Origin of the sequence: Enterococcus sp. 3G1_DIV0629 (assembly GCF_002141285.1) — a bacterium.
Classification (GTDB): domain Bacteria; phylum Bacillota; class Bacilli; order Lactobacillales; family Enterococcaceae; genus Enterococcus_B; species Enterococcus_B lactis.
In genome coordinates this window covers 40,579-67,568 of the sequence record NZ_NGLI01000002.1, presented here as the reverse complement: position 1 = coordinate 67,568, position 26,990 = coordinate 40,579, and the positions used below count along the sequence as shown (strand labels likewise).

Below are 26,990 nucleotides of genomic sequence, written 5' to 3'. Positions count from 1 at the left end.
ATGGTATCTATCGGACTTCTTTTCTTGATGCGCCTCAAGGAGCGGCAGGAACGGAAGAAGAATTTAACCAGTTGAATGATCGTCTTTTTCCAGATAAAGATCATCTGCATATTTACCTTTGGAATAATGAATTTACGAATTATTATAATAATGGTCGTTATTGGGATGGCGCTTATGTATGGTCAGTGTATGACGAAAAAAGGAAGCGATTTACTGTTTTCGATGCTACACTGGTATTGGATTGAATTATTCCATATAGTGAACTGGAAAAAGGAGAGAGAAGATGGAACTATTAGAAAAAGAAACAAGGAGATTCGGCTATCAGACAAGTCTATTTACATATTTTGCATTTTTTAAAGAAAATCGCAGTCAAGGGTTAAAAAGTCATCAAGAAGCTATAATAGGTTACCTTACTTACTGCAATCGTCTGTGGGAATGTAGTATATGGTCTTTAGATATTTTTGTAAGAACAGGTAAAAATGTTTCTTCAGAAAAATATGAAGAAAAATTTCAACAAACAAGAAACAATCCTATTGTTTATACGGATCTAAGCTCGTTTGATAATGTACAAGGGTGGCCTATCCGTGTAAATACCTCACTAATGAAGGCAAAAAAAATCGAACCCAAAAATTTTTTTGTACAGGATGGAAATTATGAAACGGCTTTTCTTGACCATGAAGCAGTTATTCCTAAAACACGAGCTGAATTTATACAAATCAATAATCAATTGTTTCCTGAAAAGAAACAGCTAGAGATTTATTGTTGGGATACTACTTTTACGAATTATTATGATGAAGGACGACGGGGGTGGGGAGCTTATTTATGGTCGATTTATGATATGAAAAGAAACCGTTTTACAGTTGTTAGTATCAACTTAGTCAACCAAGCGTGATACTAGAGGAACCGTTTGCGATTCCTCTAGTATTGTTCTGTGCAAATCAGGAGAGTAGAAATGATATAATACTTACGTTTTTTAATACTGTGTGGTGTTCTTTGGATATTTATTTCCCTGTAATGAATCGTGTCGAATTGAGAATGAATTTACGAATTATTATAATGAAGGTCGTTATTGGGATGGTGCTTATGTGTGGTCAGTGTATGACGAAAAGAGAAAGCGGTTTACTGTTTTCGATGCTACACTGGTATTGGATTGAAGAAAGAGGAGCCGCCCTTGGCGGCTCCTCTTTTACGGTTCTTTGTAAGTCAGGATAAGCAGTTAGGATATAATACTTTCGTTTTTTCCATACGATGTTGGGCATTCTTTGGATAATCACTTTGGCGTAATAAATCGAGTCGAATTGAGAATGTATTCCTGGTGATAATTCATGAAATCCCCAGCCGATTGATGAACCAGCTGAAAGATACTTATATGAACTATATATCACTCGGTTAACATCTTGTCTGAGATGGCAAGTCCCTAAAGGTAATTTGATGTTACCATCTAAGTAACCTTTGTTTGCTGTATAGATAGCAGCATTAATAAAAATTAATGCTCGTTCAGTATCATAGAAGGAGGAGGTATAGTGTAAATAGGTAGAAGCGTTAAGTCTATTCTTCATAGATTCTGCAGTTTGTCCCACATGCCGTTCCATCGTATGCCCTTTCCCGCCGTCTGCATACCATTCGTCATAGTACAAATCAAGAGGGGAATACCATTCGAATTCATCGTCATCATCGTCATCCCCTTTGAAGTTTTTGATTGCTTCAAGGACGCGAGCTAGACTCAACGCATTCCATGCAGCGCCCATTGCGCCTTCGACTAATGTTTTACCTGTACCATCTTCTACGATGTCTCCAGTTTCTTCATCTAATACACCTCTTCGCCCATCGATCGTGATCGAGTCATCTATTGGGATGGCTGCTTCACTGTAAGCAAAATCGATCGCTCCCCACTGGTATTCTGGAACGGCTACGCGAGTGTCAGCGTACACGAACTTTCCTGTTGCATCAAGGACAACCGTTTGTCCGTATAAGGTAGCGATTATACCAGAAGGATCGAAGCTCAATCCGTTTTCAGTCGGTGCCAAGACTTCTGCTAAGTTCTTTTGTATATCGGCAGTGCGTGTATGATAGGCTTGCGCCATTTGCTGAGCCGTCTGGACAGCGACTTCTCTTGAGGGTGTTTCGATCACCCCAAATTCAAAAGTGGTGTTTTGCTGGATATATTCCAGAAAGTCTTCTTGAGTCGCAATCTGGCTCATCAAGACAGACATCGGGACACTTAATTCGACTTCATGGACGAAGGAACCGTTGCTACCCCGATGGCCATAATTGTGACCGGAGATCGTTAGTAATGTTGTATCACTGCCGACTCGAGTTTCCATGACACGAACCATTTCCAGTAAGAAGAATTGATCTTCGATGAACATTCGATCAGCTACCGAGGCATCACGTCCGATCACGCCAGTTCGAGCGCTTTCAGTAAAAAGCGAACCATAAGAGATCAGTTTACGGAATGCCGGATGGTCATTGATCGAAAAGCGATAAGCACCATGATCCGTTGTTCCTGTCAAATATTCCCGCATCAATGCATGACTGGTCACGTCTTGCGCGTATCTTTTTTGCAGACCTTGCGAGAAATTATAGGTACTAGTAGTAGAATCAATTCCCGAAGTGGCAAAAGCGGCCAATTCTTGTTGCAGGGCAGGATTATTGGAAGATAATTCATACAAGCTCGCATTCGTTTTGAGTAAGTCTGCAGTGGCGACGCCTAAGGAGGAACCTAATTGGTAAAAACTATAACCAAGTCCTGCTCCTAGGATAGCAGAAACTACTGCAGCAGAAGCAGGGAGGGAAACCAATGCAGAACTTAATGTAGCACCAACAGCAGAAAAAGGAGAGAGAAAAGAGGAGAAACTGACGCCACCGGTTAAAGGAACCAATGCTGCGTTATGCGGATCTGGTTCTTGGGTAGTGACAGGGATACGAGAGATAGACGGGAGTTCAGGAACAACTTCGGTCGTCGCATGTTGTTCTGCTTTAATCGTATACGTTTCTTGGGCGTGCGTTTGGACAGGCGTGGCAGCAAATGGCAGAAGTGTCAACACAACAAAAAACAAATGAGTGAGTTTTTTCATGTTTTCTCCTTTCAAGAACACGTGCGGCTGATCGACAAGGGGGTCTTTTGCACCTCCATTCATTCCTATTCACTTACACATTTAATTATTCTTGAAAAAACAAAAGAATACAAGGCGTAATAGAAAAAATCAATTTAAAAAAATGTTTTTTATATTATTGGTGTTTCCTTTGTGTATTCTCATGGAAGACAGTAGTTATGTCAAATAATCGTTTGTTTTGGACGCATAATCGTTCAAACAACTGATAAAGAAAAAGAAGGGATAGATTTATCTATTTTAATATTAATGTTATTTAATATTTGGTTTTTAAACTTATAAAAATAACGTATTTTATGTAAAAAACTGACCATAGGATAAATGGTCAGCAAATTCAGTGATTTAACTAAGTTTCGTGCTTTCTAAAGGAACGACTGTCTCTCTTTTGATCAAGCGATGAGGGATGACCAAGCGTACGCCGCTACTTAATTCTTCATGGATCAGTTCACGCAGTTTTTGCATAGCGACACGTCCTAATTCGGAGATATCGATATCGATGCTTGTAAGGTAAGGATGTGTCAATGTTGAGAAGATCGAGTTGTTGAAGCTAATGACGGAAAGTGTCTCTGGAATGACATAACCATACATTTGTGCCAACTGCATCGTGCGAAGGGCGAAGATATCGTCAATGACTACCAATGCTGTGGCTTCGTTTTCTTTCAACGTTTTCTCAAAGGTCAGATAATCTTCTGTATGTTCCAGTACTACACTGGAAAACGCAGGAAGATCAGCCATCATCATCGCTTTTTGATAACCGAAATATCGTTCGAAATACAAACTCTCATGAGTCGTATTCGTCACGAATAGGATATTCTTATGTCCATTCTGGATCAAAAATTCTGTTGCTTGTTTGCCTAGAAGCTGGTTGTCATTATCTACATAAACGATTTCGTTTTCGTGATGATAAGGCTGTCCGATCAAAGTGAAAGGGATGTGGTTTTGGTATAAATAATCAATGACAGGGTCTTGACTATCTGAATACACTAGAATAAAACCATCTACTTGTTTTTGTAGATGCATACGCTGGACGTTCTCTAACAGTAAATCAAAATTTTTAGCAGTAGCAATCGCTGTCGTCATATCATAATTCCGAGCTTCTTCGTTGATTGCTTCCATGATCTCAAGATAAAAGGGATTCCCAATCCGCTCTTTTGAATCAAGAGGGGGTAAGATCACGCCGATGGCACTGGAAATGCGTTTTCCTAGATTGCGGGCAGTCATGTTAGGAACATAACCTAGTTCATCCATGATTTTTCGGACCTTCTTCTTTGTTGCTTCGGAAATACTAGGATGATCATTGATAACACGAGAGACGGTCGAGGTAGCAACACCGGCTTTTTTCGCCACATCTTTTACGGTAATAGCCATGATAAAAACACCTTTCTCTTGTTATTGTGCAGAGAACCGATAAATCGTTTGACTGATCCGTTCTTGACCAGGATGGAGGTTGATCGATCCAAAGTTGGGGAAATGAACGATATCAGGGATTTCTTGCGGTTCGATTGCTAATCCGTAGTTTGAATGCATCTGTTTTCCGTTGACAGAGAAATCAGCTTCAAATCCAGTCGTAGAAAATAATACCATACTTTTATTGGAAGTTGCTATAGTCATTTGACGACCAGAATGCTTCTCGAATAATTGTAAGGAAGTTCTGGAAAGCCTAGGATGATGCAAAAGAAATACATCATCTAGTCCAGCTGGATAACAAGCAAGGATTTCTTGCAGTGTTGGAGATTTTCTAAAGTCGATGGGCAGGTCTTCTTTTTTCGTCCAATTTCCAGTAGGTAGTTTTTCTTGATCTAATTCAAGTATACCATCTAAGAAGACCGTTAACTGATGGTCGTAGATGTCTCTTTTTCCATTTCCTGAAAGGTTGAAGTAGGCATGATTGGTCGGATTGCAGATGGTTTCGACCAGGCTACTGGCAGAGGTCGTCATCTCTAATTCGTTTTTTGTCAAACGGTAAGTGATCGTAGCAGTGATTGGTCCTGGATAGGTAGAAAATTCATCTTTTAAGTAAAAGACCACGCCTATTGATGAAGGAGTTTTGAAAACTTCTACTTCCCAATATTGGAAAGACCAGCCTTTCGTGCCACCGTGGATATGGTGTGATCCGCAGTTTTTCTCCAATCTATGCTCACCCCAGGAAGCATCTCGGATCCTTCCAGCTACAGGTCCGACAGTTGCGCCAAAAAAGCTTTTATCTGTTAGAACATCTTCGAAATGATCGTAAGACAATAAAATATTTTCTGATTTTCCTTCTTTGTCTGGCGCGAAGATTTGATGCAGGCGGGCACCATAGTTGAGAAGAACGACTTCTAAATAGTCGTTCTTCAACGTGATTTTCTTTATTTCAGTCTCTGGGACTGGTACGACGGTGATTTCTGGATTATCCATGGTCATGCCACTTTTCTTTTAAGTAATCAATCGTAAGAAAAGTCGTATCAGGGACAAGCGGGATCTCCTCTCCAAGGTCTTCAGCACGTCCCACGCCAATTGGTTGAGCACCACTTGAGAGGATGGCTTGGATACCAGCTTGCGCGTCCTCGATCCCGATACATTCTTCTGCTTTTAGTCCGACAGCTTTTGCTGCAAGGAGGAAGATATCTGGCGCAGGTTTTCCGCTTGCTGCTTCTGCCGGGTCGGCAATAGCGTCAAAGTAAGGTGTGAGACCCATTTTTTCAAGTAGGAAAGGCCCATTTTTACTTGCAGAAGCAAGAGCGATCTTGATTTTTTCTTCTTTTAAAGAATCTAGTAAAGGGACGACCCCAGGGAAAACATCTTTTGGTTCGATCGTCTGGATCATCTCTAAATAATAATCATTTTTTCTTTTTGCTAATTCTGCAAATTCTTCCTTTGAAAAAGAGTGTTCTTTTCCGCCATAAGCTAAAAGCAAAGAGAGAGAGTCTTCTCGGCTGACGCCTTTTAGCTGTTCGTTGAATGTGCGGTCGATCGTAATGCCGATTTCCTGACCAAGCTTTTGCCAAGCACGATAATGGAATTCGGCAGTATCGGTAATGACGCCGTCTAAATCGAACAATACCCCTTTAAACATTTGCTTCCTCCTTTCTTAGCGTTATTTCTAGGCGATCCTCTAAAGTGTAAGACTGTTCATAGACGAAAAGTTCCAGAGGCATACCTTCTAATAACTCGAAAGTAACTTGTTCATCTGTAACTGAGATGAATAATAAACGTCCGCGATAATTGATATGGAAAGAATAAGCATTCCAGGTTTTTGGCAGAAATGGTGCGAATTTCAATTGATCATGGGCGGTTTTCATTTGTGCAAATCCTTGGACGATCGACAACCAGCTGCCAGTCATGGAAGTGATGTGCAAGCCGTCTTCTGTGTCGTTATTGTAATTATCCAAATCCAAGCGAGCTGTTCGTTGGTACATTTCTACAGCTTTGTTTTCCATTCCTAATTCTGCTGCTAAAATCGAATGGATACTTGGTGAAAGGGAAGACTCATGGACAGTCATTGGTTCATAGAAATCAAAGTTTTTTTGTTTTTCTTCTTTTGTAAAAGTATCGTTGAAGAAATAAATCCCCTGTAATACATCTGCCTGCTTGATGAAGCAAGATCTAAGGATTTTGTCCCAAGACCAATGCTGGTTCAGAGGAAGATCGCTTGTGGGAATATCGGATACAGGCATGAGATCTTTATCTAAGAATGTGTCATGCTGGACAAAAATACTTAATTCTTCGTCCACTGGGAAGTACATGTTCTCTGCGATATCTTTCCATTTGGCTAGTTCTTCTTCGCTGATAGTGATAGCAGCTTCTTCTTGATAAGTTAAATAATTTTCTCGCGTGTAACGCAAGACCCAAGCTGCGATCGTATTTGTATACCAATTGTTATTGATGTTGTTTTCATATTCGTTTGGTCCAGTCACTCCGTGGATCATGTATTTATTTGCTCGTTTTGAAAAATGGACACGGTCTGCCCAGAAGCGGGCGATTTCTGCTAAAACTTCCAGACCTTCATTTTTCAAATATTCCGTATCACCGGTGTAATTCGTGTAATTGTAGATTGCATAGGCGATTGCACCATTTCGGTGGATCTCCTCGAAAGTGATTTCCCACTCGTTATGACATTCGACGCCAGTGAAGGTGACCATAGGATAAAGCGCGCCTTTTAATCCTTGCTGCTGAGCGTTGTGGATCGCTTGCGGCAGCTGGTTATGGCGGTATTTCAGAAGATTTTTAGTTACTTCGGGTTTGGCTAAAGCGAGATAAAGAGGGACTGCGTACGCTTCTGTATCCCAGTAAGTGGCACCGCCGTATTTTTCTCCTGTGAATCCTTTGGGTCCAATATTCAATCGTTCATCTTCGCCGTAGTAAGTAGAGAATAGTTGGAACAAATTGAACCGAATACCTTGCTGTGCTTCTTCGTCTCCTTTGATGACCACATCGGCAAGCTTCCATCGTTCTGCCCAAGCCGCTGTTTGTTCTTCTTTTGCTTGGATATAATTGTTTGTCTGATTTGCTAATTCTGAGACGGCTTTTTCTGCTTGCTGCGCTTCTGGGATATCTCGACTAGTAAGAACGATGATTTCTTTCTCTACTGTCCATGTCTCGCCTTGAGATAATTCAGCAGACAGGCAACCATGTAAGGCTAAAGTATCTTCGTGATAATCAGGAACGACTGCTTTTCCGTTAACGAAATGACGCATTGCTGCAGTAACAGTGAATTGTTCGATCCCGAAGTTATTTGGAATAGTTTTGGTTGTCAAATAGCCGATTTCTTCTATGGTTCCACGATCGATCTCATTCCAAAAATGTTCATCATAGTTGCTGTCTTCGTTTTGGACATTTCCATCCAATTTCGATACGAGGTCGACTGTTCCATTACCTTCAAGCATTTCTATAGTTAAATGGATGTAAGCCGCTTCTTTTTTGACAATGCTTAAAAAACGTTCAAAGGAGATACGTACTTTATTAGTAGAAGTAGTAATTGTGAACGTACGAGATAGCACACCATTTTTCATATCTAGTTCCCAATAAAAATCTTCTGGTTCCAAAGAAGCCAAGTCGATCAGCTGATCGTTGATCGAAATATCTATTGCGATAAAGTTCAAGGCATTGATCACTTTTCCAAAGTACTCTGGATAACCGTTTTTCCACCAGCCGACACGTGTCTTATCAGGATACCAGACACCTGCCAAATAAGTACCTTGATGGTGGTCCCCTGAGTAAGTTTCTTCAAAGTTCCCACGCATCCCCATATAACCGTTTCCAATACTTGTCAGAGATTCTTGCAGTCGAAGATTTTTTTTATCTAATTGGGTCGTGCTGATTTTCCATGGATCAATAGCAAATAGTCGTTTGATCTGTTTCATTGTTCTCCTCCTAATGAGCTGTTTTATACGTTCATAATAAACGCAACCGATTGCGTAAGTCAATAGACAATAGGAAATATTTCATAGAAAAAAGCATAAAAATAAATTTTTTTCGAGCTATTTATAGAAGGAAACTTATGTATTATGGGTTTTAAAGAATGGTATAGACAGAAGAATAAAAAATAAAGCATTTACAAAAAAGAAAACGCACGCTATAATACATTTAACGAAACCGATTGCGTAAAGGAGCTAAACGGAATGAAAAAGATATTTAGTTTTGAGTTTTGGCAAAAATTTGGAAAGGCTTTAATGGTTGTGGTGGCAGTGATGCCGGCAGCTGGATTGATGATCAGTATAGGGAAATCAATTCCTTTGATCAATCCTGAGTGGACGCCGCTTGTTACAACGGGCGGAGTAATAGAAAATATTGGTTGGGCAATTATTGGTAATCTTCATATTTTATTTGCTTTAGCAATAGGAGGAAGTTGGGCAAAAGAACGAGCAGGTGGGGCATTTGCTGCGGGGATCTCATTTATTTTGATCAATCGGATCACTGGGGCCATCTTTGGTGTCACAAGCGACATGCTTGCGAATGAAGATGCGTTTACTCACACTCTTTTCGGTACGAAAATCATGGTTAAAGGGTTCTTTACAAGTGTGTTGGAAGCACCAGCTTTGAATATGGGTGTATTTGTAGGGATCATCGCTGGTTTTGTCGGGGCAATGGCTTATAATAAGTACTATAATTATAGAAAATTACCGGATGCTTTGTCTTTCTTCAATGGAAAGCGCTTTGTTCCGTTTGTCGTTATCTTATGGTCAACGATCGTGGCATTGATTCTTGCTGTTGTGTGGCCAAACGTACAGGCCGGAATCAATAATTTTGGTTTATGGATTGCAGAATCACAGGAAAGCGCACCGATTCTAGCACCGTTTTTATTTGGTACATTGGAACGTTTGCTATTACCGTTCGGATTGCATCATATGCTGACGATTCCTATCAACTATACACAGCTTGGCGGATCGTACGAGATTTTATCAGGTGCACAGGCAGGAACACAAGTTTTTGGACAAGATCCGTTATGGTTAGCTTGGGCCACTGATTTAGTGAATCTTAGAGGTGCAGGGGATATGTCACAATATGAATTTGTGTTGCATAACTGGACACCGGCTCGTTTCAAAGTAGGACAAATGATTGGTTCTTCGGGTATTTTGATGGGGATGGCATTTGCGATGTACCGTAATGTCGATCCTGATAAGAAAGCAAGATATAAATCAATGTATTTTTCAGCAGCGTTAGCTGTCTTTCTAACAGGTGTAACAGAACCATTGGAGTTCATGTTCATGTTTGCGGCTGTACCATTATATGCCATTTATTCAGTCATTCAGGGAGCTGCATTTGCGATGGCAGACATTTTACCATTGCGGGTCCATTCATTTGGAAATATCGAATTGCTGACGCGGACACCATTAGCTATCAAAGCGGGTCTAGGTGCAGATCTTATCAACTTCGTGTTATGTGTGATCGTTTTTGGTGTTGTTACGTATTTCTTAGCAAATTTCTTGATCAAAAAATTCAACTTTGCTACACCTGGGCGTAACGGAAATTATGACAATGACAGTGAAGAAACCACTGTATCTAACAGTGGAACAGGAACAGCAGATCAGCAAGTGGTTCAGATCATTCATTTGTTGGGCGGAAAAGAAAATATCAAAGATGTCGATGCCTGTATGACTCGTTTACGTGTAAGTGTAAACGATCGGGAAAAAGTTGGGACTGAAGAAGCCTGGAAACGAGCAGGAGCAATGGGGCTAATCGTCAAAGACAATGGAGTCCAAGCAGTTTATGGACCAAAAGCAGATGTCTTGAAATCAGATATCGAAGATTTGTTGCAATCAGGAGCAGAGATTCCAGAGCCGCAAATGGTTTCTACAGGAAATGGACAAGCAGATAGTAAGCATTACTTAGGTATAGAACAAGAACTAGTTTCCGCAGCTTCTGGGGAAGTGATTCCTTTAGCTGAAGTAAAAGATCCAGTATTCTCACAAAAAATGATGGGTGATGGCTTTGCTGTTATTCCAACGTCAAGAGAAGTTGTTGCGCCGATCGCTGGAAAAGTGACAAGTATTTTCCCTAGCAAACATGCAATTGGGCTAGAAACGAAAGATGGCGTCGAAGTTTTGATCCATATGGGGATTGATACAGTCCAAATGAATCAGTCAGCTTTTGAGATTGCTGTCAAAGAAGGACAAAAAGTAGGAACAGGAACGAAATTAGCTGAGATGAATCTTGAGGTGATCCAAAACGAAGAAAAAGATCCAACGATCATGATCGTATTTACGAATGATAAAGTGGAAGAAGTAGTGATCAAGCAATTAGGGACAGTGGCAGTTGGTAAAGTGATCGGCTCCATTAAAATATAAGGGGAGGTTGTGAAATCAGCGTCCTGACCTGAGTATTAGAGAGACAAAACGGAAAAATAGCTCCTCATATTTTGCCGTTTTTGAGCTAATACCGAAGGTCAGCTGATTGAACACTGTTTACTGGGGAGGTTGTGACAAAATTTTGTCACAACCCCTTTTGTTTCGAAATGAAGAGAAGGAGAAGAACCATGAAATTCATGACATTGAACACCCATAGCTGGCTTGAGCCAGAACCAGAGAAAAAATTACAGGAATTAGCAGAGAAGATCCTGTTAGAAGATTATGAAGTGATCGCTTTACAAGAAATCAACCAATTACTGGAATCTGAAGAAGCAGACCCTGCAAAACTAATGAAGTTCTGTCCAGTAGAGAATCAAGTTCCTATCCGCAAAGATAATTTTGCCTACTGTTTAGTCCAGCTTTTAAAAGAACAAGGAAAAGAGTATTTTTGGAGTTGGGAAATGAGCCACATCGGTTATGATAAATATGAAGAAGGAAATGCGTTGCTTGCGAAAAGACCATTGGAAAGTCAGGTCCTCACCGTCTCCGAATCTCAAAAGAAAGAAGATTACCGGACGCGCAAGATCTTGATTGGAAAAACAAAAATGGATGATCAAGATATTTTTGTCTCTAGCTGCCACTTTTCTTGGTGGACAGATAAAAAAAGCGGCTTTTATTTTGAGTGGAAAAACTTGGAAAACTACTTTTTTGAAACTCGCACACCACTTTTTTTCCTAGGTGATTTCAATAATCCAGCAAATTCTGAAGGTTATCATATAGTAAAGGAAAGTGGTCTTCTTCTTCGAGATTCGTATGTTATCGCGAATGAAAAAGGCAAGGCTGCTACTGTGGAAAAGAAGATTGATGGTTGGGAACAAAATACAGAAAAATTGCGTATAGATTTCATTTTTGTCCCTGAAGGAGTACAAGTAAAAAAATATCAACGGATTTTTGACGGGATCGATAGTCCAATCATCAGTGATCACTATGGGGTTGAAATCGAAATAGATGGACGATGAACGAACAAAAATATGACACAAAAAAACTAAACAAAATAAAACTCTCCGATCGATCCTACCGTTCGGAGAGTTTTTTTGATTGGATGTATCATCCGTTTTGACTAAGCATGTAGATGCTTGTATCTATGATAAATAAATAAGCACAGCAAGGTAAACCAACCAATCAAAGTAAGAGAAAGAATGAAATAGAAATAGACCGGCGTTCGATAATGAAGCGTGAGCTCGTTGATCCCTTTTTGCTGATTCACAATTGGGGTCCCGATATCCGTTAATTCATAATCAGTCAATGTTTTTCCATTTTGCTGTAGTACAGTCCGATCATAAACGATAACAGGGATATGAACCGTTTTGTCCCCAGTATTTTTCCACTTGATTGTCAAAAGACCACCTGGATGTGTTTTTATGAAAGTTGTTTCGTTTTCTAATATTTCTTCGTTATATCGGTCATATTTGTTGTCTTTTGTCTCCTTATAGATTGGGAGATAGTCAGGGGTAGTTTTTTGAAAAACGAATAAGCTGGTAGACATATCTTTACTGAAGAATGTTTTCCTTGCTTCTTCCGGTGTATCGAAGAGATAAGTATGTCGACTGACAAATGTTTCATTCTCCCACTTTTCTAGATGCTGGTATAAGTTTTGGATCGTCTGTGCAGAAAAAATAAGAATACCCAATATACCTAAAAGACGGAACCACTTTTGCTCAGACCATTGATTTAGTGAAAGGGCAAGGTAAAGCAGAAGCAATAGCGTAAATGGGACGAAAAATCGAAATGGAAACTGAATTAAGCTAATAAAAGGCACATTTTTTTCGATCAATGTCGTCCATGGAATCAAGCTAGTAGAAAGAAAAAAGAAAACAAGACTTGTGTACAACACGATTTTTTGGAACAAGGTGTTCTTTTGTTGAAAGAAAATAAAAAGCAAAAAACCTGATAATATCAATATCGGAAAGGCTTTAGGGTAATGAAGCCAATAACTGCCATCTAGGTCGATCGCCTTTTGACTCATTTCTCTGTTAACAAAGGGAGGAAGAATCTTATTCCCGCTGTAAACAATAGCCAGTCCTGCCCAAATATTTGCTGTCAGAACAAAATAAAGCAAGACCGACTTGATCAGTTGAAGCAGTGCTTTTCCTTTTTCAGTCTGTTTAAAAAAGTAATAAAGATAAAAAGGAATATACATCAAAGCTAACATGATCGAAGACAGTAGATGAATCTGCGTCATAAGTCCAACTGATATCGCAACTTTGATCACAGGAAACTTTTTATGAAGGACGAAATCAGCAATAGGGATCATGCATAAAGGGTAGAAACAAGTTCCCCAACTAGTGAATCCTTGATTGATAGACCAATATTGAATAGAATACGTACTCATGAATAAAACGGCTACTGGTACACTTACCCAGTTCCGAACATTGACATATCTCAGTAAAATCAGCATAGAAAATCCTGAAATAAGATAAAGAATAAAATTTGAAAGAATCTGATAGTGAAACCAACTACCTGCAAGCAACACGATCAATCCTTGTAAATAAGCAAAAAATGGGCCGTAAACGGCATTAACGATCCTACCGCTTTGCTGGAATCCATAAAGTGAAGGAAAATAATGGAAATCCCCATGTTTGATTTGTTGCGCAGCATCGTAGAACCGATTGTAATGGAAGGGGGCATCAGCACCCAAAATTAGTTTATGTGTGAATAAATGAGGCATGAGAAATGCCAAAGCAATGAAAAAAATTGCTAAAAACGGGCCATATTTTTTCAATTGTCGAACTCCTTTGCAAACTTTAGATAAATTCATCATATATCCTATGCGGTAGGGAGGCAAGAAATTAGAAAATTTATGAAAATATTTATGAATTTTACAATAAAAACATAAGTGAAATTTCTAAGGAGAGAGGATGTGACAAAGCCATGTCGCCTCCCTTGTTTTGAGTAATAAGCTCATTAGCCTAGAAAATATGAAAAGCTATTTTCTGACTAGCGCTCTTATTACTCAAAGCATAACGCAGTTTTCACAACCTCATCGGCTTTCATTTTCTATTTTTTTCCTGAACCCATATAATAAAAGAAAGAACAAAAAAACTTGCAAGGGAGGACACATGTGAAGCAGAGAAAGCAAAAACAGTCTCGTCGGCTTTTGTTTCGTTTATTTTTATTGATATGTATCGTCGTAGGGTTACTAATCGCTTTGTATCCATTTTATGTGGATTCTTTAAATAGTCTTATGGATCAAAAACGAATGGAACAAGTACAAAAACGAACCGCAGCCGAAAATGAAGCACAGCGAAAGAAAATGGAGGAGCAAAACCAACGATTAACTGACCAAGGATTCAATCCTGGGGCTGATCCTTTCGATGAACAGAACAGAAATGAAAGCACGACATCCAGCCAATTAGAGGAATGGCTGATCGGAAGTGTCAATATACCTAAAATCCAAATAAATATTTCACTTTATGACCGGCTTAATGGCATGATTCTTGAGAATGGAGCAGGCGTCTTACAAGGAACTTCTTTCCCACTTGGTGGAAATTCGACGCATTCAGTGATTTCTGCTCACAGCGGGTTACCCAATCGACGATTATTTACCGAGTTAGATCGCTTAGAACACGGAGATACGTTTATTTTGACTGTTTTGGGGGAGAAATTGGCTTATCAAGTTGAAAATATACAAGTGGTACTGCCAGATGACACGTCTGTTCTAACGATTGAAGAAGGAAAAGACTTAGTTACCTTGCTTACATGTACACCGTATATGATCAACACGCATCGTTTGCTAGTGACGGGACATCGGATTCCTTATAGTGAATCGGTAAAAAACGAAGAAGAAAAAGGAAATCAGGAAAGAACTTTGCGACAGTTGCTTATTCTTGCAGGAACGATAATAGCTGTAGTCATACTGTTACTGTTTATTGGTCGACTGATTTATCAGTATCGGTTAAGTAAAAAAGTGCTTGATTTTTCATTTATTATAAGTGATTCAGCAGGAAATCCAGTAAATGGTGGCTCATTTATTTTGAAACATAAGAAAAAAACACTTACTAGAAACGGTGTGCCGTTTTCAGTGCAAAGCGATCATTATGGGAAAGTCAAGCTGGATCAATTACCTGGTGGGACTTATCGAATCGTATCAGTTGATGATCCTAAAGTCGCTGCTTCTTTTGGTATCAGAAAATTAAAACAAGAAAAGATGTACTTTTTTGAGGGGCGAAAACTAGTGAAAGAACTTCAAAAAAATGGTTTTTGGTTTAAACTCAATGACTAAGTAAGGAGAGAAAAAATGATTCGTACAACAACAGAATTGTCTGCTGAAGAACTGGAAACTGTTCTATCGATTTGGCTGCATGCTAATTTGGATTCTCATGGATTCATCTCACCAACTTATTGGGAGAGTCAAATAGAATCTGTTAAGAAAGCTTTGCCAGAGGCAGTGATTTATTTAGCAGAAATAGATCAGGAAATCATCGGTTTTGCTGGGGTGATCGATCAGTTCATCGCAGGGATTTTTGTAAAGAGGGAATACCGGCAACAAAAAATCGGTACGCAACTAATGAAAAAAATAAAAGAAACCAATAAAACACTGACTTTGACAGTCTATCAAAAAAATCAATCAGCTATTCATTTCTATCTTTCACAAGGCTTTACCATTCAAATACTGCAAAAAGATGAAGCAGTAAATGAGGAGGAACTTGTGATGCAATGGAATCAAACTAATGATTTTTGATGAACAGAATAACGAAATAATGCTCCCAGCCTAATTTTTGCTGGGAGCATTATTTCATTTTGAAGTCACTATTTTAACTGTGTGAAGATGCAGATGTTACGACCTTTGATAAACGGTGTTCAAAAGCTTGCATCTGCGGTAATAAGCCCACTAGCCTAGAAAATATGAAAAGCTATTTTCTGACTAGCGTTCTTATTACTCAAAGCATAACGCAGTTTTCACAACCTTATTTTACTCGTTTATAATTTTCATCGAAGTATTTTCCGCTACGGATATCATCAGGCATTCCATCATATGGTGCTTCACTAATAACATCTTCATTGTCTATACCTGCATCACCCATATAAGTGATCGTAGCAAATTCAGGAACAAGTAATTTTGGATAAGTTTCATATTTTTCACGAGCTGCTTCCATTTCTGCGATATGTTCATTTTGGAAAGTAACAGTGATTTCTGGATGTTCTTCAACCCATTTAGGGAAAAAGATCATTCCGTGAAGTTTCTTTTCATTTGGCATAAAGTCTAATGCAACGTCTGTCCCTGTTGGTTCTGTCCAAGTAATTTTGAATACGCCATCTGTCAATTTAACGATATCAGCTTCTTGGTCTTTTACCCAACGACCTTTGACCATTCCGCCGTGGATACGGTAATCGACAGTATGGTCATTTTTTGCATACCATTCATATTCCCAACCGTTGTCATACGTATAAATAAAGTGAGTTCCAATAAAATCTTCCAATTCTTTAAATTCTTTCATGATTAAGCATCTCCTTATAAATTAAAACATGTAATAAACTACATGTTTTTGATTACTCATTTATGATAGAATGGATTTAAAGATTTGTCAAGGAGGAAAAACTGATGGCAAGAAAAAATACACTTCGCTATATTTTATTAGGGTTATTGAGTAAGAAGCAGATGACAGGATATGAATTGAATCAATCATTCAAAAATGAAATAGGAGAATTTTGGCAAGCAAAACATAGTCAGATTTATCCTGAGCTGGCAAAAATGGAAGAGCAAGGAATCATTCAGCATCAAGTAGAGATCACAGGCGAAAAATTGGAAAAAAAAGTTTATGAATTAACAGAAGAAGGGAAGGAACAATTAGCAGAGTGGATTCATACACCGACCAATGAACTGCCGGCTAATCGAGACGAATTCGTTTTAAAATTGTATTTCGTCAAAGACGTGAATGATCCGGCATTAGTAGAAATCATCCAGCAGCAGCGTGATCTTCATGAAGAAAAACGACTTCATCTATTAGAGCGGAAAAAAACAATCTTTCCTACAGAAAAAGAAAAACATGAAAATTACGGACATTACTTGATTTTAGCGCATGCGATCAATCGGGAAACAGAATATGCAAGTTGGCTGACAGATGTATTGGAAGAAGAAAACAACCGAAAAAAATAAACTAAAAAATATCCGAACAGTGATGGATGCTTCCTTTCTATGTGAAAGAAATACAGATCACCGTTCGGATATTCTTATGTTCAAACAGGCTTTTTCTAAGTGTTATATGTATCATCTACTTTTTAAAAAGTCTGATGTTTAGGAGATTAGCGGGGCTTAGAATTCTTTTAACAGCTGATCGTAGTCAGCTTTTTCATCGACAGGAAGGAGTTTGTAAGACAATTCGTCTGTCTCGTTGTCATGAATGATGTACATCTTAGCATTCTCTTCTTTGAAGTTACCAATTTGTAAAATCGTATAGCGTTCGTCGATCAATTCGATATCTTTGATTGCTTTTGAAAAAACTTTGCGGACATGATGCATTTTTTTTTGTCGGATTTCTGCCTTTTCTGCAGCTTTAGATAAGGTAAATCCGTCATCTAAGTATTTTTTGATCAGTTCTACTTTTATAACTGTAGGCAAACGATATTTTCTAGGACAATTCGCATCAGCTTCGATCGAACGAATGAATCCCTTTTGTTCCCAATACCTTAATTGACGTGGAGACACACCGACGATATCACTTAATTCACTGATGCCAACAACCAATTGATCGTTTTCCAACAAACGTTTAAGGGAAGCACCAACCATTTTTGTCACTCCTTTTGTCCTCTTACTTTCCTTAATTATAGCTGTATTAACCAATGTGTCAAGTAGGTTGACAAATGGTAGATTTAGGACTAAAGTATTCTAGTAGTTTCAGAAAAAATTCAGAAAGAAGGAGAAATATGAGTAACAACCAACCCGTAGATATTTACGGAAAACCATATAATCGGACACTTTTAGTTGTTGTCTTATTAATTGGTACATTTTGTACCGTTTTGAATCAGACCTTATTGACGACAGCTTTTCCTACATTGATGAAAGCTTTCGATATTTCAGCGTCTGATGTGCAATGGTTAACGACTGGTTTCTTGCTAGTCAACGGGATCATGATCCCAATAACAGCATGGCTGATCAATAAATTCAGTTCAAGAAATTTATATCTTTCTGCCATGACGATCTTTTTGATCGGAACGATTACTTGTTTTACAGCACCTAATTTTAGTACATTACTAATCGGTCGCTTGATCCAAGCTTGCGGTGTGGGAGTATCGATGCCATTATTGCAAAATATCATGTTGTCTATTTTCCCACCAGAAAAAAGAGGATCAGCAATGGGGATGTCAGGAATCGTTATTGGCCTTGCTCCTGCTTTAGGTCCTACATTATCTGGTTACATCATTGATAACTATCATTGGCGTGACTTGTTTGGTATGGTACTGCCAATCGTTGTTCTTGTCTTGGTTTTAGCATTCTTCCTAATGAAAAGTGTTATTCCATTGTCAAATCCTAGCATTGATATTTTATCAGCTATTTTGTCAACGATTGGATTCGGTAGTTTGCTTTACGGATTTTCTAGTGTAGGTGATGATGGCTGGGGAAGCTTGAAAGTAATTGGTTTCTTAGTCGTTGGTGTGATTTTCATCGCCTTGTTCTCATGGCGTCAATTACATTTGGAACATCCATTCTTGGAGCTCCGTGTATTCAAATCATCTACATTTACGATTGCAGCTGTTTTAGCCGGTGTAACGAATATGGCGATGGTAGGAGCAGAAATGGTCGTGCCGTTGTATATCCAAAACATTCGCGGAGAATCAGCATTCCATTCTGGCTTGATGTTGTTGCCAGGTGCTTTGATCATGGGGGCTATGATGCCTATTACGGGTGCGATTTTCGATAAATACGGCGCGAAACGTTTAGCCATTACAGGGATGTTCATTTTAACAGCCGCAACTGCACCATTTGCTTTCTTGACAAAAACGACTCCAGTTTTATATATCGTGATCCTTTATGCGATCCGTATGTTTGGGATTTCCATGGTCATGATGCCGGTAACCACTTCTGGTATGAATGCATTGCCAAATAACTTGATCAGTCATGGGACAGCGGTAAATAATACATTCCGTCAAATTGCAAGCTCGATCGGTACAGCTATTTTGATCAGTGTGTTGACGAATGTGACAAAAGCAAATATCCCAAGCAAATCTGTATTGGACAATACGCCATTAGCTTATAAAGATCAGGCAATCAATGCCACACTGTCAGGTTACCATGCCGCGTTTATCGTAGCGATCATCTTTGGGATCCTTGGCTTTATTATTGCCTTTTTATTGAAGAAAAAAGAACCTGTTCTAACGAAAGCGGGGGATAATGCATGATTATTGGAGTTTTGATTGTCAGCTTGCTTGCTTTTGCTTTAACGAACGTGTTCGCTAAAAAAACATGGCAAACCTTTTTATCTTTGATTTTCGGACTAATCTTCGTCGCTTCACTAAGTTTGATCGTCGCTAATTTGTCCAATCACTTTGGAATGGAAAAAGTAACGGAAACGAAAACAGAAAAAATTGTTTCCAGTGCTGATTCCCAAGGAGCAGATATGCTTTTGTATAAAGCTTTAGGGAATGGAAAAGAAAAAGTGTATCTTTACCGAACGAGTGAAAAACAAGAGAAACCAAAAGCAACTGGTACGGATAACGAAACAAATAAAGTAGAAAAGACAGACGGCGATGCTGAAAAAGTGACGAAAACTACTTATTGGGAATACAAAAACGATATGTATAAATTCTGGTTCAATATTGCTGATAACAATCACGAATATGACAGCCGAGTGAATACATTCAAAATCCCAGAGACATGGGTAGAATTAAGTACGGACCAAGCAGCCAAGTTAGCTGAATTAGTGAAGAAAGAGCAAAGTACGATGGAAAGTGAAGCAAAAGCTTATGTGCAAGACGGTATGGTAAAAGCAATGACTGAAAATCCGCAAATGAGCAAAGCAGAGCAAGAACAACGTACGAAAGCCTTAGCTGCTGAATTCCAACAACAAGCATTCGCGAAATTAGTGAAAGAAGCAAAAGGTGAATAATATTTTGAACACCGTTTATTCGGAAAAAGGAACTGCGACAAGACTTTTGTCACAGTTCCTTCTTTTTTTGCTATGCTATACTAGATGTAAAAAACAGGAGAAATAAAATGAGGAAAACTTATTCTTTTGAATCAAAAATCTATGCTTCCGAAGTCGGTAAGGGTGGCGCGTATATTGTTTTTCCATATGATATAAGAGAAGAATTCGGTGCTGGAAGAGTGAAAGTCAAAGCAACTTTTGACAATGTGCCGTACGAAGGCAGTATCGTGAATATGGGCGTGAAAAATTTAGATGGTTCGGTCTGCTATATCCTTGGACTACGAAAAGATATTCGTAAAAACATTGGTAAAGATATTGGTGATATCGTAGCAGTTACAGTGAAGCAAAAATAAAAACAAGAGGTTATGACAAAAGATGTGTCACAACCTCTTGATAAACGGTGTTCAAAAGCCAGTTTCTCGGTAGTAAGTCAAATTTATGCAAAAATGTGGAAACCCATGTTTACAAAATTTTTCTTACTACTCGAAACGAAGCGGCTTTGTCACAACCTCTTGATAAACGGTGTTCAATCAGCTGACCCTCGGTATTCGCTCATAACGCTGATTTCACAACCTCTTCTTTCATAATGGTTTTTCACCATCTTTATAATAAACTGGTTCTTTGATATGGAAATCTGTTTTTTCTAACCAATCTAAAATCTTGTAACCTAACTCTTCTGACATCGGAAAAGAGGCGTTGATTTGTGCATTGGAGATATGGTCAACATGGATACCAGAAGTGATCGTACAGCTTCCCGGAACGGCATTTTTGATGATCACAGCTATTTTTTCGGCTAAGACATCGTCTTTATGGAACCGACCATCGTGGCTAGGGAAACGTACAGTTTGGATCTCTGTATTACGTGAAAATGTAGTGACTGTTCCGATATGTGGTGTATCTCCGCCTGTTAAAGTAATCAATAAGTCTTTACCAATTACTTTAACAGCAGCTTGGATCGTGAAACCTAGTTTTGTTACTTCAACTATCGTTTCTTTTTCCATATTAATCACCTTGCCAACGTTTTGAATGCTCATTTACAATCCCAAATTGATCCAAAAGTTTCATTGTATGGTGATCAACAAGATCTTGGATCGTTTGAGGCTGATTATAAAAAGCGGGGATCGGTGGTATGATTTGCACACCTAGTCGTGCTAATTTAGTCAAGTTTTCCAAGTGAATGGCATTTAATGGCGTTTCACGAGGAACAATGACTAACTTTCGCTGCTCCTTCATTGTTACATCAGCAGCACGTGCAATCAGGTTGTCGCCTAAACCAACAGAGATACCTGCGACTGTTTTCATACTTGCCGGTACGATGATCATTCCATCGGTCAAAAATGATCCGCTGGCGACAGCAGCACCTAAATCTTTGTTTGAATAATGGTAATCAAACAGGCTTTCGAATTCAGTTAGTGATAAGTCAGATTCCAGCTTTAAGTTCTGTTTTGCCCATGGACTGATGATTCCGTGTGTTTCTACCATCGGATATTCTTTTAGTTTCTTCACTAGGTTGATGGCATAAATGGTGCCTGAAGCGCCACTTACACCAATCACGATTTTTTTCTTCCGTTGTGCCAATTGTTCCATTTTCCGCACTCCTTTTTATGATGTCAAAACAGTTGCAGATCATTCATTATTTCAAATATTTTTCCCAATCTTCTACTTCTTGGAATTTTGCACGTACAAAATGTTCTTTCATATCGAAAGGAACTGTACCGTCAAAGATAGTTTTTGCACTCATCCCACGGAAACGAATAGAGCCGGGATTATATTCTGGTAATTCTGATGGGTCCAATGGATGGTTTCTCATTCCTGGGATCACAATGACGTCTTTATCTCCTTGGAAACGAGTGTTGAAAGTCCAAACTACATCGTTCATGTCGAAAATATCAACATCTTCATCGACTAAAATGACTGTCTTCAATTCTTTGAAGGCTGATAAAGCAAGAATAGCTGCTTGGCGTTGGATACCTTCATCCGCTTCGTTTTCTTTACGGATCTGCATGATGGTCATCAATTTACCGCCACCTGCAGGAGGATTGTAGACATTTACTACTTTTCCTGGAATAGCTTTATCAACCAAGGCAAGAATACTTGCTTCTGTAGGAATACCGGCCATAGATACGTGTTCTTCACTGGGACCAATCGTTGTTTGCATGATTGGATTGTCTTTTCGGTGAGTAACTGCTTTGACTTTCACTACTTGTACAGCTGGATTAGCATCCCCAGTATAGCCAGGAAATTCTGGCATTGCTTTCCCTGAGTTCGTGTTGATATCTTCTTGCATTGTTTCATTTGGCATGATTTCTGCTTCAATAATGAATTCAGCACGAGCAATACCCACTTCATCGACTGCTACACCATCAACGATTTGAATAGGTTCGTTACGCAAAGCTCCTGCACACCATAGTTCGTTGTAGCCAAGTGGAGTGGTAGGTGGTTCGAAAGTCGTACCAATGGCAATTGCTGGATCTAAACCAATATTGATAGTGATAGGCATTGGTTTATTCAATGCTTCAAATTGTTTTTGGAAGTGACCAATGTGGCGACCACCAGGCATGATGTACATGCCGATCGTATCTTTGTCTTCTAGGACCATACGATGGATCGTTACATCGCTCATTGTTTTTTCTGGATCTGATCCTAAGACTACACCCATTGTGATGTATGGACCTGCATCTTCAGGAGTGTTTTTAGGTGCAGGCAAAATGTTGCGAATATCGAAGTCTGCATCGGTAGCTAGATGAACGACTTCTTGTGCTGGAGCGTCTGCTTTGTCTACTTTCACAGGTTTGATTGGATTTTCTACAGCGTCTTTCAAGAAACGGCCAAGTGTTCGATAATCATGGTGCAAAATTTCGCCTACACGTTTACGACTAGCCATTGTCCCGATGTTCACACGTGTGCCGGGGAAACCTTTGATATTGTTGAAAGTCATAGCTGGTCCTTCTTGAGTCGGACGTTTTACTGTACCGCCAGCACCGATATAACGGTAAACACCAGATAATTCTGCTTCAGGATCGATTTCAATATCTGTTTCGTGATATTGACCTGGAAGTGTTTTTAGTTCTTCGATGACTTTTCTTAAATCATACGGTTGATCTGTCATGAGAAATTCCTCCTTAGTTGTCTTTACCTATCTATAGTAAAAGGTGCAAAGGAGGAAAACAATTCAACTTGTTTGATAAAATATTCCTTAATGGAATGAATACGTTTTTTGATAATAGAATAAACTATGATATACTTACAACAATAAGAAAGCGCATACTAAATGCTAATGGAAGGAAAGTGAAAAAAATGGAGGAGTCGTTTCCTAAAGCAGTAAAAGTAGAAAATATAGCGAATATTTTGAAAGTTACATTTGAAAACGGGGAAGTAAAATACGTGAAATCTCATTGGACAGAAGAGATAACCGATGCCTTGCAATTTGGAAAAAAAGGAAGAGGAAAAAGAAAAAATCTTCTCGCTCTGTCTACTAACATGTGGATTGGGACTGAAGTAACGATTGAAGCAGATGGAACAGTATTCATAAATGGAAAAGACAAATATACACCGCAAGAGCTGTGGCTCGAGGGGGAAAATCATATTCCAGAATTATAAATAGGCAAGAGGTTGTGACAGAAGTGGTCAGCTTCAAGAAATAAGAAGGAATGTACGAAAATTGCTTCTCAAATTTTTGTGACATTTCGGCTTATTTCCGAAGAAGTTACTTCAGGAACACCGTGAATCAGAGGTTGTGAAAAAGCTGTTTATTCAAAAAAGGGGTTGTGACAACAATTTTGTCACAACCCTTTGTAGTAATTGGAAAAAACGAATAGCTTTATTCTGCACGCAAAGCGATAGCGGCGTCTTTTTTCGCTGCCATTCGTGCAGGAAGATGACCGCCAAGCATCGTCAATACAGTAGAGACAATCACTAGAATGATTGCATGGACAGGATTTAGTTGCGCAACATTTTTTAGATCCGTCATGCTGTACAAGATGCTATTGATAGGGAATGTAGCTAGCCAGGCAATAAACACACCTAGTATCCCAGAAGAAATACCTAAAATACACGTTTCTGCGTCAAATACGCGAGTGATGTCTTTTTTCCGTGCACCTAAAGCTTTTAGTACACCGATTTCTTTTGTCCGTTCAATCACAGATGTATAAGTAATGATACTGATCATGATCATACTTGTTACTAAAGAGATCCCTGCAAAAGCAATGAGGACATAAGTGATAGCATCCATCAATCCGCCAGTCAGTTCAGTCATCGTTCCAGCTAAATCAGTATAAATGATTTTATCTTCATCTGATTTGCCTTTATTGTAATCATCTAAATAATCCAAGATTTTTTCTTTGTCTTCAAAATTGTTCGGATAAATCATGATACTTGAAGGCAAGCTGTCTCCACCTAAATAACTAAGCAATGTTTGTTTGGTATTTTCGTCAACTTTTTCAGTAGTTAAGACATTTACATCACTGTCTTTTTGGGCTTTGACGATTTCTGATTCTTTGTTCTCATTGACGATTTGAGTCGTTAATTGATCACTATAAGCGATTCCTGGCGATAAGAGATTCATTGTAGAAGAAGACTTCACGCGTAGGATTCCTGAAATCTTCAATTCATCTGAAGAATTCTGGTACATCGAATCATAATCTGTATTAGGAATGAAATTCCCAGTGGGAAGTTTTGTATAGTAAGTATTGTTGTTTACTAACTTGAATGTTGTACCGACGATATCATCGAAATCAAGTTTTTCGTCTTCCTTCACATCAAATCCAAGATTTTTCAATGCATTGATATTAGTATTATTGTTGCCGTCTACGATCAGCACGACATCTGTTGCTGAGGCTGGATAACTTCCGGCAAGTAAAGAATAATTGTCTTTTAAAAAGTTTTCTTTGCTAGTGTCAAGCTGTGTAGGGAAACTTGACACTCCCACACCTGTCATTGCTGACATCGTACTAGACAAGGAAAGAGATTCCGTATCAGGGTTTTGATTCGAGAAGCTGACAGGCTGTACTTTGCCATTTACATCACGTAAAAGATTGATTCCTGTTGTACGAGTAAACCCAATATTATTACTTAAATTAGGATCGATGTCTGTTACATAATCGACATATGTTTGATCGATTTTATTCGTATGCTGTGCTTTGTCTTCTTCGCTGACTTTTGCTGTGATCGTTTTGCTGTCTGGATAATCTGCTTTGCTTGCGCCCAATCCAGCATCGTCACGGGTCTGGTTAGTTGTTACCTTAGAAATAGTGATCGGAAATTTCGCCATCGTTTCAGCTTGCGTGTTATCGATTTGCTTTTGGAAACCAGAAGAAAGGGAAAGGACGATCGCGATTCCGATGATCCCGATACTGGAAGCAAAGGAAGTCAAGAAAGTACGTCCTTTTTTTGTTCGGATATTGTTGAAAGAAAGCTTCAACGCTGTCCAAAAACTCATCTTCGTTCTGCGTAGGTTAAATTGATCATCCTTTGGTCGTTCGATGTGAGGATGGGAATCCGTTAAGATCTTACCATCAGAAAATTCAATGATCCGGTCTGCATATTGATTGGCCAGTTCAGGATTATGTGTGACCATGATTACTAATTTTTCTTTCGATAACTCTTGGATCAGTTCCATGATCTGAATACTTGTTTCTGTATCTAAAGCTCCGGTTGGCTCATCACACAAAAGGATATCTGGATCATTGGCTAGTGCTCGAGCGATTGCTACCCGCTGCATTTGTCCACCAGATAGCTGATTTGGCTTTTTGTGCATATGATCTGTCAAGCCGACCCGATGCAAGGCATCTTCTGCCCGTTTTCGTTTTTCGTCTTTAGAAACACCACTTAATGTCATCCCAAGTTCAACATTTTCAATAATGCCTAAATGACCAATCAAGTTGTAACTTTGGAAAATGAACCCGATAGAATTGTTTCGGTAGGCATCCCAGTCGCTGTCTTTGAAGTCTTTAGTAGACTTTCCGTTGATCACCATATCACCGGAATCATAATTATCTAGTCCACCAATCACATTCAGCATAGTCGTTTTACCAGAACCACTAGGACCTAAAATCGCTACGAATTCTTTTTGTCTGAAAGCGACAGACACACCATCCAATGCTTTAGTGGTGGTTTCGCCGACTTTATAATATTTTTTTATATCTTTTAATTGAAGCATAATCACCCTTCTCCCGTATTGAAATATTCGGTATACTAATAAGTATATCAGAACAATAATCGTAGTATACGAAATAAATGTTAACTGAAGATGAACTGCAAGAAAAAATCTAGAAATTTTTCAAAAAACAGAGGGAGAACAATGAATCGTATTTTAATAGTAGAAGATGATCCGCAATTACAGTTGCTTTACCGTTCTGTGTTGGAACGAGCGGGCTTTTCAGTTATCACTGCACTGAATGGAGAGGATGCGCTGAAAAAACTAGAAACGACACGTATAGAATTGATCATTACAGATATCATGATGCCGAAAATGGATGGCTATGACTTGCTAGACTCATTACGTAGCACTAGATTTGACACACCTGTTCTAATGATTACGGCAAAGACCGATTTTGAGGATAAGAAACGCGGGTTCAAATTAGGAGCAGATGATTATATGACAAAACCCATCGATGTCAATGAGATGATCCTACGTGTGGAAGCATTGCTTCGACGTTCAAAGATCAATTACAGCAGTAGCTTGATAATCGGACAAACAAAATTAGAGCTGGATACTTATACAGTGTTACAAGATCAGCATTCGTTGATTCTGCCTCAAAAAGAATTTCTGCTTCTGTATAAATTACTGTCTTATCCCAATAAGATCTTCACTCGCCAACAGTTGATGGATGATATTTGGGGATTAGATACGAATACAGAAGAACGAACGATCGATGTACATATCAAACGTTTAAGGACCCGTTTTGAAAAGACGGAAGATTTTCAAATCATGACAGTACGGGGACTAGGCTATAAGGCGGTTATTTAAA

The 26,990-nt window shown here is 38.9% G+C and carries 23 protein-coding genes and 1 pseudogene; 12 read left to right on the top strand and 12 right to left on the bottom strand.

What is annotated here, in order from left to right:
* Together A5816_RS09065 and A5816_RS09060 are read left to right on the top strand one after the other, a co-directional pair.
* A pseudogene (locus tag A5816_RS09065) lies at window positions 1-245 on the top strand (hypothetical protein); the annotation flags it as partial.
* Between the two features lie 38 nt (window positions 246-283).
* Window positions 284-892, top strand: a complete 609-nt coding sequence (locus tag A5816_RS09060; RefSeq protein ID WP_086311200.1) for a hypothetical protein — start codon at window positions 284-286, stop codon at window positions 890-892.
* Window positions 893-1,091: 199 nt separating this feature from the next.
* Here the strand turns inward: A5816_RS09060 and A5816_RS16700 are convergent, their stop codons facing one another.
* From A5816_RS16700 to A5816_RS09030, 5 genes are all read right to left on the bottom strand, one after another.
* Entirely contained in the window at window positions 1,092-3,140 is a 2,049-nt protein-coding gene (locus A5816_RS16700) for an RNase A-like domain-containing protein (RefSeq protein ID WP_086311199.1), read from the bottom strand.
* 315 nt (window positions 3,141-3,455) lie between these two features.
* Window positions 3,456-4,481 (bottom strand): LacI family DNA-binding transcriptional regulator, encoded by a 1,026-nt coding sequence (locus A5816_RS09045; RefSeq protein ID WP_010731896.1) that lies wholly within the window; start codon window positions 4,479-4,481, stop codon window positions 3,456-3,458.
* Window positions 4,482-4,502: 21 nt separating this feature from the next.
* Window positions 4,503-5,510 carry an aldose epimerase family protein gene (locus A5816_RS09040; RefSeq protein WP_086311198.1) on the bottom strand — a complete coding sequence of 336 codons (1,008 nt, stop codon included), beginning with the start codon at window positions 5,508-5,510 and terminating at the stop codon, window positions 4,503-4,505.
* Window positions 5,503-6,168, bottom strand: coding sequence for a beta-phosphoglucomutase (gene pgmB / locus A5816_RS09035; RefSeq protein ID WP_002373313.1), 666 nt, complete (start codon window positions 6,166-6,168; stop codon window positions 5,503-5,505). Before pgmB ends, A5816_RS09040 begins: the two co-directional genes overlap by 8 nt.
* Complete coding sequence (locus A5816_RS09030; protein WP_086311197.1) at window positions 6,161-8,455, bottom strand: glycoside hydrolase family 65 protein; 2,295 nt, start codon at window positions 8,453-8,455, stop codon at window positions 6,161-6,163. The genes pgmB and A5816_RS09030 overlap by 8 nt, the downstream gene beginning before the upstream one ends.
* Before the next feature lie 258 nt (window positions 8,456-8,713).
* Between A5816_RS09030 and A5816_RS09025 the strand changes: the two genes are divergently transcribed.
* Both A5816_RS09025 and A5816_RS09020 read left to right on the top strand, forming a co-directional pair.
* A complete protein-coding gene (locus tag A5816_RS09025) occupies window positions 8,714-10,879 on the top strand; it encodes a PTS transporter subunit IIBC (RefSeq protein ID WP_038398418.1) in 2,166 nt (721 codons plus the stop codon).
* 188 nt (window positions 10,880-11,067) lie between these two features.
* Complete coding sequence (locus A5816_RS09020; protein WP_002373308.1) at window positions 11,068-11,898, top strand: endonuclease/exonuclease/phosphatase family protein; 831 nt, start codon at window positions 11,068-11,070, stop codon at window positions 11,896-11,898.
* A gap of 101 nt (window positions 11,899-11,999) precedes the next feature.
* Here the strand turns inward: A5816_RS09020 and A5816_RS09015 are convergent, their stop codons facing one another.
* Window positions 12,000-13,700 (bottom strand): hypothetical protein, encoded by a 1,701-nt coding sequence (locus A5816_RS09015; protein WP_080283891.1) that lies wholly within the window; start codon window positions 13,698-13,700, stop codon window positions 12,000-12,002.
* A 300-nt stretch (window positions 13,701-14,000) separates the two neighbouring features.
* Here A5816_RS09015 and A5816_RS09010 point away from each other — a divergent pair, with 300 nt between their 5' ends.
* Together A5816_RS09010 and A5816_RS09005 are read left to right on the top strand one after the other, a co-directional pair.
* Complete coding sequence (locus A5816_RS09010; RefSeq protein WP_086311196.1) at window positions 14,001-15,161, top strand: class C sortase; 1,161 nt, start codon at window positions 14,001-14,003, stop codon at window positions 15,159-15,161.
* Window positions 15,162-15,176: 15 nt separating this feature from the next.
* Window positions 15,177-15,620, top strand: a complete 444-nt coding sequence (locus A5816_RS09005; RefSeq protein WP_002373302.1) for a GNAT family N-acetyltransferase — start codon at window positions 15,177-15,179, stop codon at window positions 15,618-15,620.
* Window positions 15,621-15,846: 226 nt separating this feature from the next.
* Here the strand turns inward: A5816_RS09005 and A5816_RS09000 are convergent, their stop codons facing one another.
* On the bottom strand, window positions 15,847-16,377 hold the full coding sequence (locus A5816_RS09000; RefSeq protein ID WP_002314051.1) for a phenolic acid decarboxylase: 531 nt from the start codon (window positions 16,375-16,377) through the stop codon (window positions 15,847-15,849).
* A 104-nt stretch (window positions 16,378-16,481) separates the two neighbouring features.
* On the opposite strand from A5816_RS09000, the gene A5816_RS08995 reads away from it, so the two are divergent.
* Window positions 16,482-17,036, top strand: a complete 555-nt coding sequence (locus A5816_RS08995; protein WP_002373300.1) for a PadR family transcriptional regulator — start codon at window positions 16,482-16,484, stop codon at window positions 17,034-17,036.
* A 156-nt stretch (window positions 17,037-17,192) separates the two neighbouring features.
* Here the strand turns inward: A5816_RS08995 and A5816_RS08990 are convergent, their stop codons facing one another.
* A complete protein-coding gene (locus tag A5816_RS08990) occupies window positions 17,193-17,666 on the bottom strand; it encodes a MerR family transcriptional regulator (RefSeq protein ID WP_010731904.1) in 474 nt (157 codons plus the stop codon).
* A gap of 137 nt (window positions 17,667-17,803) precedes the next feature.
* Here A5816_RS08990 and A5816_RS08985 point away from each other — a divergent pair, with 137 nt between their 5' ends.
* The 3 genes from A5816_RS08985 (at window position 17,804) to A5816_RS08975 (ending at window position 20,375) form a co-directional block, all read left to right on the top strand.
* Window positions 17,804-19,276 carry an MDR family MFS transporter gene (locus A5816_RS08985; RefSeq protein WP_010731905.1) on the top strand — a complete coding sequence of 491 codons (1,473 nt, stop codon included), beginning with the start codon at window positions 17,804-17,806 and terminating at the stop codon, window positions 19,274-19,276.
* A complete protein-coding gene (locus A5816_RS08980) occupies window positions 19,273-19,983 on the top strand; it encodes a DUF4811 domain-containing protein (RefSeq protein ID WP_002373297.1) in 711 nt (236 codons plus the stop codon). Before A5816_RS08985 ends, A5816_RS08980 begins: the two co-directional genes overlap by 4 nt.
* Before the next feature lie 107 nt (window positions 19,984-20,090).
* Window positions 20,091-20,375: a DUF1905 domain-containing protein gene (locus A5816_RS08975; protein ID WP_002373296.1), complete on the top strand. Its 285-nt coding sequence runs from the start codon at window positions 20,091-20,093 to the stop codon at window positions 20,373-20,375.
* 228 nt (window positions 20,376-20,603) lie between these two features.
* Here A5816_RS08975 and A5816_RS08965 read toward each other — a convergent pair whose 3' ends face one another.
* The 3 genes from A5816_RS08965 to A5816_RS08955 are packed head-to-tail and all read right to left on the bottom strand — an operon-like array spanning window position 20,604 to window position 23,131.
* Window positions 20,604-21,023 carry a hypothetical protein gene (locus tag A5816_RS08965; RefSeq protein ID WP_025478406.1) on the bottom strand — a complete coding sequence of 140 codons (420 nt, stop codon included), beginning with the start codon at window positions 21,021-21,023 and terminating at the stop codon, window positions 20,604-20,606.
* A gap of 1 nt (window position 21,024) precedes the next feature.
* The gene (locus A5816_RS08960; RefSeq protein ID WP_002373294.1) at window positions 21,025-21,609 is read right to left on the bottom strand and encodes a UbiX family flavin prenyltransferase; all 585 of its coding nucleotides are present in this window, start codon (window positions 21,607-21,609) and stop codon (window positions 21,025-21,027) included.
* A 46-nt stretch (window positions 21,610-21,655) separates the two neighbouring features.
* Window positions 21,656-23,131, bottom strand: a complete 1,476-nt coding sequence (locus A5816_RS08955) for a UbiD family decarboxylase (protein ID WP_086311195.1) — start codon at window positions 23,129-23,131, stop codon at window positions 21,656-21,658.
* A 179-nt stretch (window positions 23,132-23,310) separates the two neighbouring features.
* Here A5816_RS08955 and A5816_RS08950 point away from each other — a divergent pair, with 179 nt between their 5' ends.
* The gene (locus tag A5816_RS08950; RefSeq protein ID WP_024635432.1) at window positions 23,311-23,622 is read left to right on the top strand and encodes a hypothetical protein; all 312 of its coding nucleotides are present in this window, start codon (window positions 23,311-23,313) and stop codon (window positions 23,620-23,622) included.
* Window positions 23,623-23,842: 220 nt separating this feature from the next.
* Here A5816_RS08950 and A5816_RS08945 read toward each other — a convergent pair whose 3' ends face one another.
* Window positions 23,843-26,179, bottom strand: coding sequence for an ATP-binding cassette domain-containing protein (locus A5816_RS08945; protein ID WP_002373291.1), 2,337 nt, complete (start codon window positions 26,177-26,179; stop codon window positions 23,843-23,845).
* A 141-nt stretch (window positions 26,180-26,320) separates the two neighbouring features.
* On the opposite strand from A5816_RS08945, the gene A5816_RS08940 reads away from it, so the two are divergent.
* Window positions 26,321-26,989, top strand: a complete 669-nt coding sequence (locus A5816_RS08940; protein ID WP_010731912.1) for a response regulator transcription factor — start codon at window positions 26,321-26,323, stop codon at window positions 26,987-26,989.
* The last annotated feature ends 1 nt before the right edge of the window (window position 26,990 follow it).

Coding starts and splice junctions, on each gene's coding strand:
- A5816_RS08960 (WP_002373294.1), bottom strand. CDS start 21,609: ATGGAACAATTGGCACAACGGAAGAAAAAAATCGTGATTGGTGTAAGT.
- A5816_RS08955 (WP_086311195.1), bottom strand. CDS start 23,131: ATGACAGATCAACCGTATGATTTAAGAAAAGTCATCGAAGAACTAAAA.
- A5816_RS09005 (WP_002373302.1), top strand. CDS start 15,177: ATGATTCGTACAACAACAGAATTGTCTGCTGAAGAACTGGAAACTGTT.
- A5816_RS09000 (WP_002314051.1), bottom strand. CDS start 16,377: ATGAAAGAATTTAAAGAATTGGAAGATTTTATTGGAACTCACTTTATT.
- A5816_RS08990 (WP_010731904.1), bottom strand. CDS start 17,666: ATGGTTGGTGCTTCCCTTAAACGTTTGTTGGAAAACGATCAATTGGTT.
- A5816_RS09060 (WP_086311200.1), top strand. CDS start 284: ATGGAACTATTAGAAAAAGAAACAAGGAGATTCGGCTATCAGACAAGT.
- A5816_RS08965 (WP_025478406.1), bottom strand. CDS start 21,023: ATGGAAAAAGAAACGATAGTTGAAGTAACAAAACTAGGTTTCACGATC.
- A5816_RS08945 (WP_002373291.1), bottom strand. CDS start 26,179: ATGCTTCAATTAAAAGATATAAAAAAATATTATAAAGTCGGCGAAACC.
- A5816_RS08980 (WP_002373297.1), top strand. CDS start 19,273: ATGATTATTGGAGTTTTGATTGTCAGCTTGCTTGCTTTTGCTTTAACG.
- A5816_RS09045 (WP_010731896.1), bottom strand. CDS start 4,481: ATGGCTATTACCGTAAAAGATGTGGCGAAAAAAGCCGGTGTTGCTACC.
- A5816_RS08940 (WP_010731912.1), top strand. CDS start 26,321: ATGAATCGTATTTTAATAGTAGAAGATGATCCGCAATTACAGTTGCTT.
- pgmB (WP_002373313.1), bottom strand. CDS start 6,168: ATGTTTAAAGGGGTATTGTTCGATTTAGACGGCGTCATTACCGATACT.
- A5816_RS08995 (WP_002373300.1), top strand. CDS start 16,482: ATGGCAAGAAAAAATACACTTCGCTATATTTTATTAGGGTTATTGAGT.
- A5816_RS08985 (WP_010731905.1), top strand. CDS start 17,804: ATGAGTAACAACCAACCCGTAGATATTTACGGAAAACCATATAATCGG.
- A5816_RS09040 (WP_086311198.1), bottom strand. CDS start 5,510: ATGGATAATCCAGAAATCACCGTCGTACCAGTCCCAGAGACTGAAATA.
- A5816_RS09015 (WP_080283891.1), bottom strand. CDS start 13,700: ATGATGAATTTATCTAAAGTTTGCAAAGGAGTTCGACAATTGAAAAAA.
- A5816_RS09025 (WP_038398418.1), top strand. CDS start 8,714: ATGAAAAAGATATTTAGTTTTGAGTTTTGGCAAAAATTTGGAAAGGCT.
- A5816_RS09030 (WP_086311197.1), bottom strand. CDS start 8,455: ATGAAACAGATCAAACGACTATTTGCTATTGATCCATGGAAAATCAGC.
- A5816_RS08975 (WP_002373296.1), top strand. CDS start 20,091: ATGAGGAAAACTTATTCTTTTGAATCAAAAATCTATGCTTCCGAAGTC.
- A5816_RS09020 (WP_002373308.1), top strand. CDS start 11,068: ATGAAATTCATGACATTGAACACCCATAGCTGGCTTGAGCCAGAACCA.
- A5816_RS16700 (WP_086311199.1), bottom strand. CDS start 3,140: ATGAATGGAGGTGCAAAAGACCCCCTTGTCGATCAGCCGCACGTGTTC.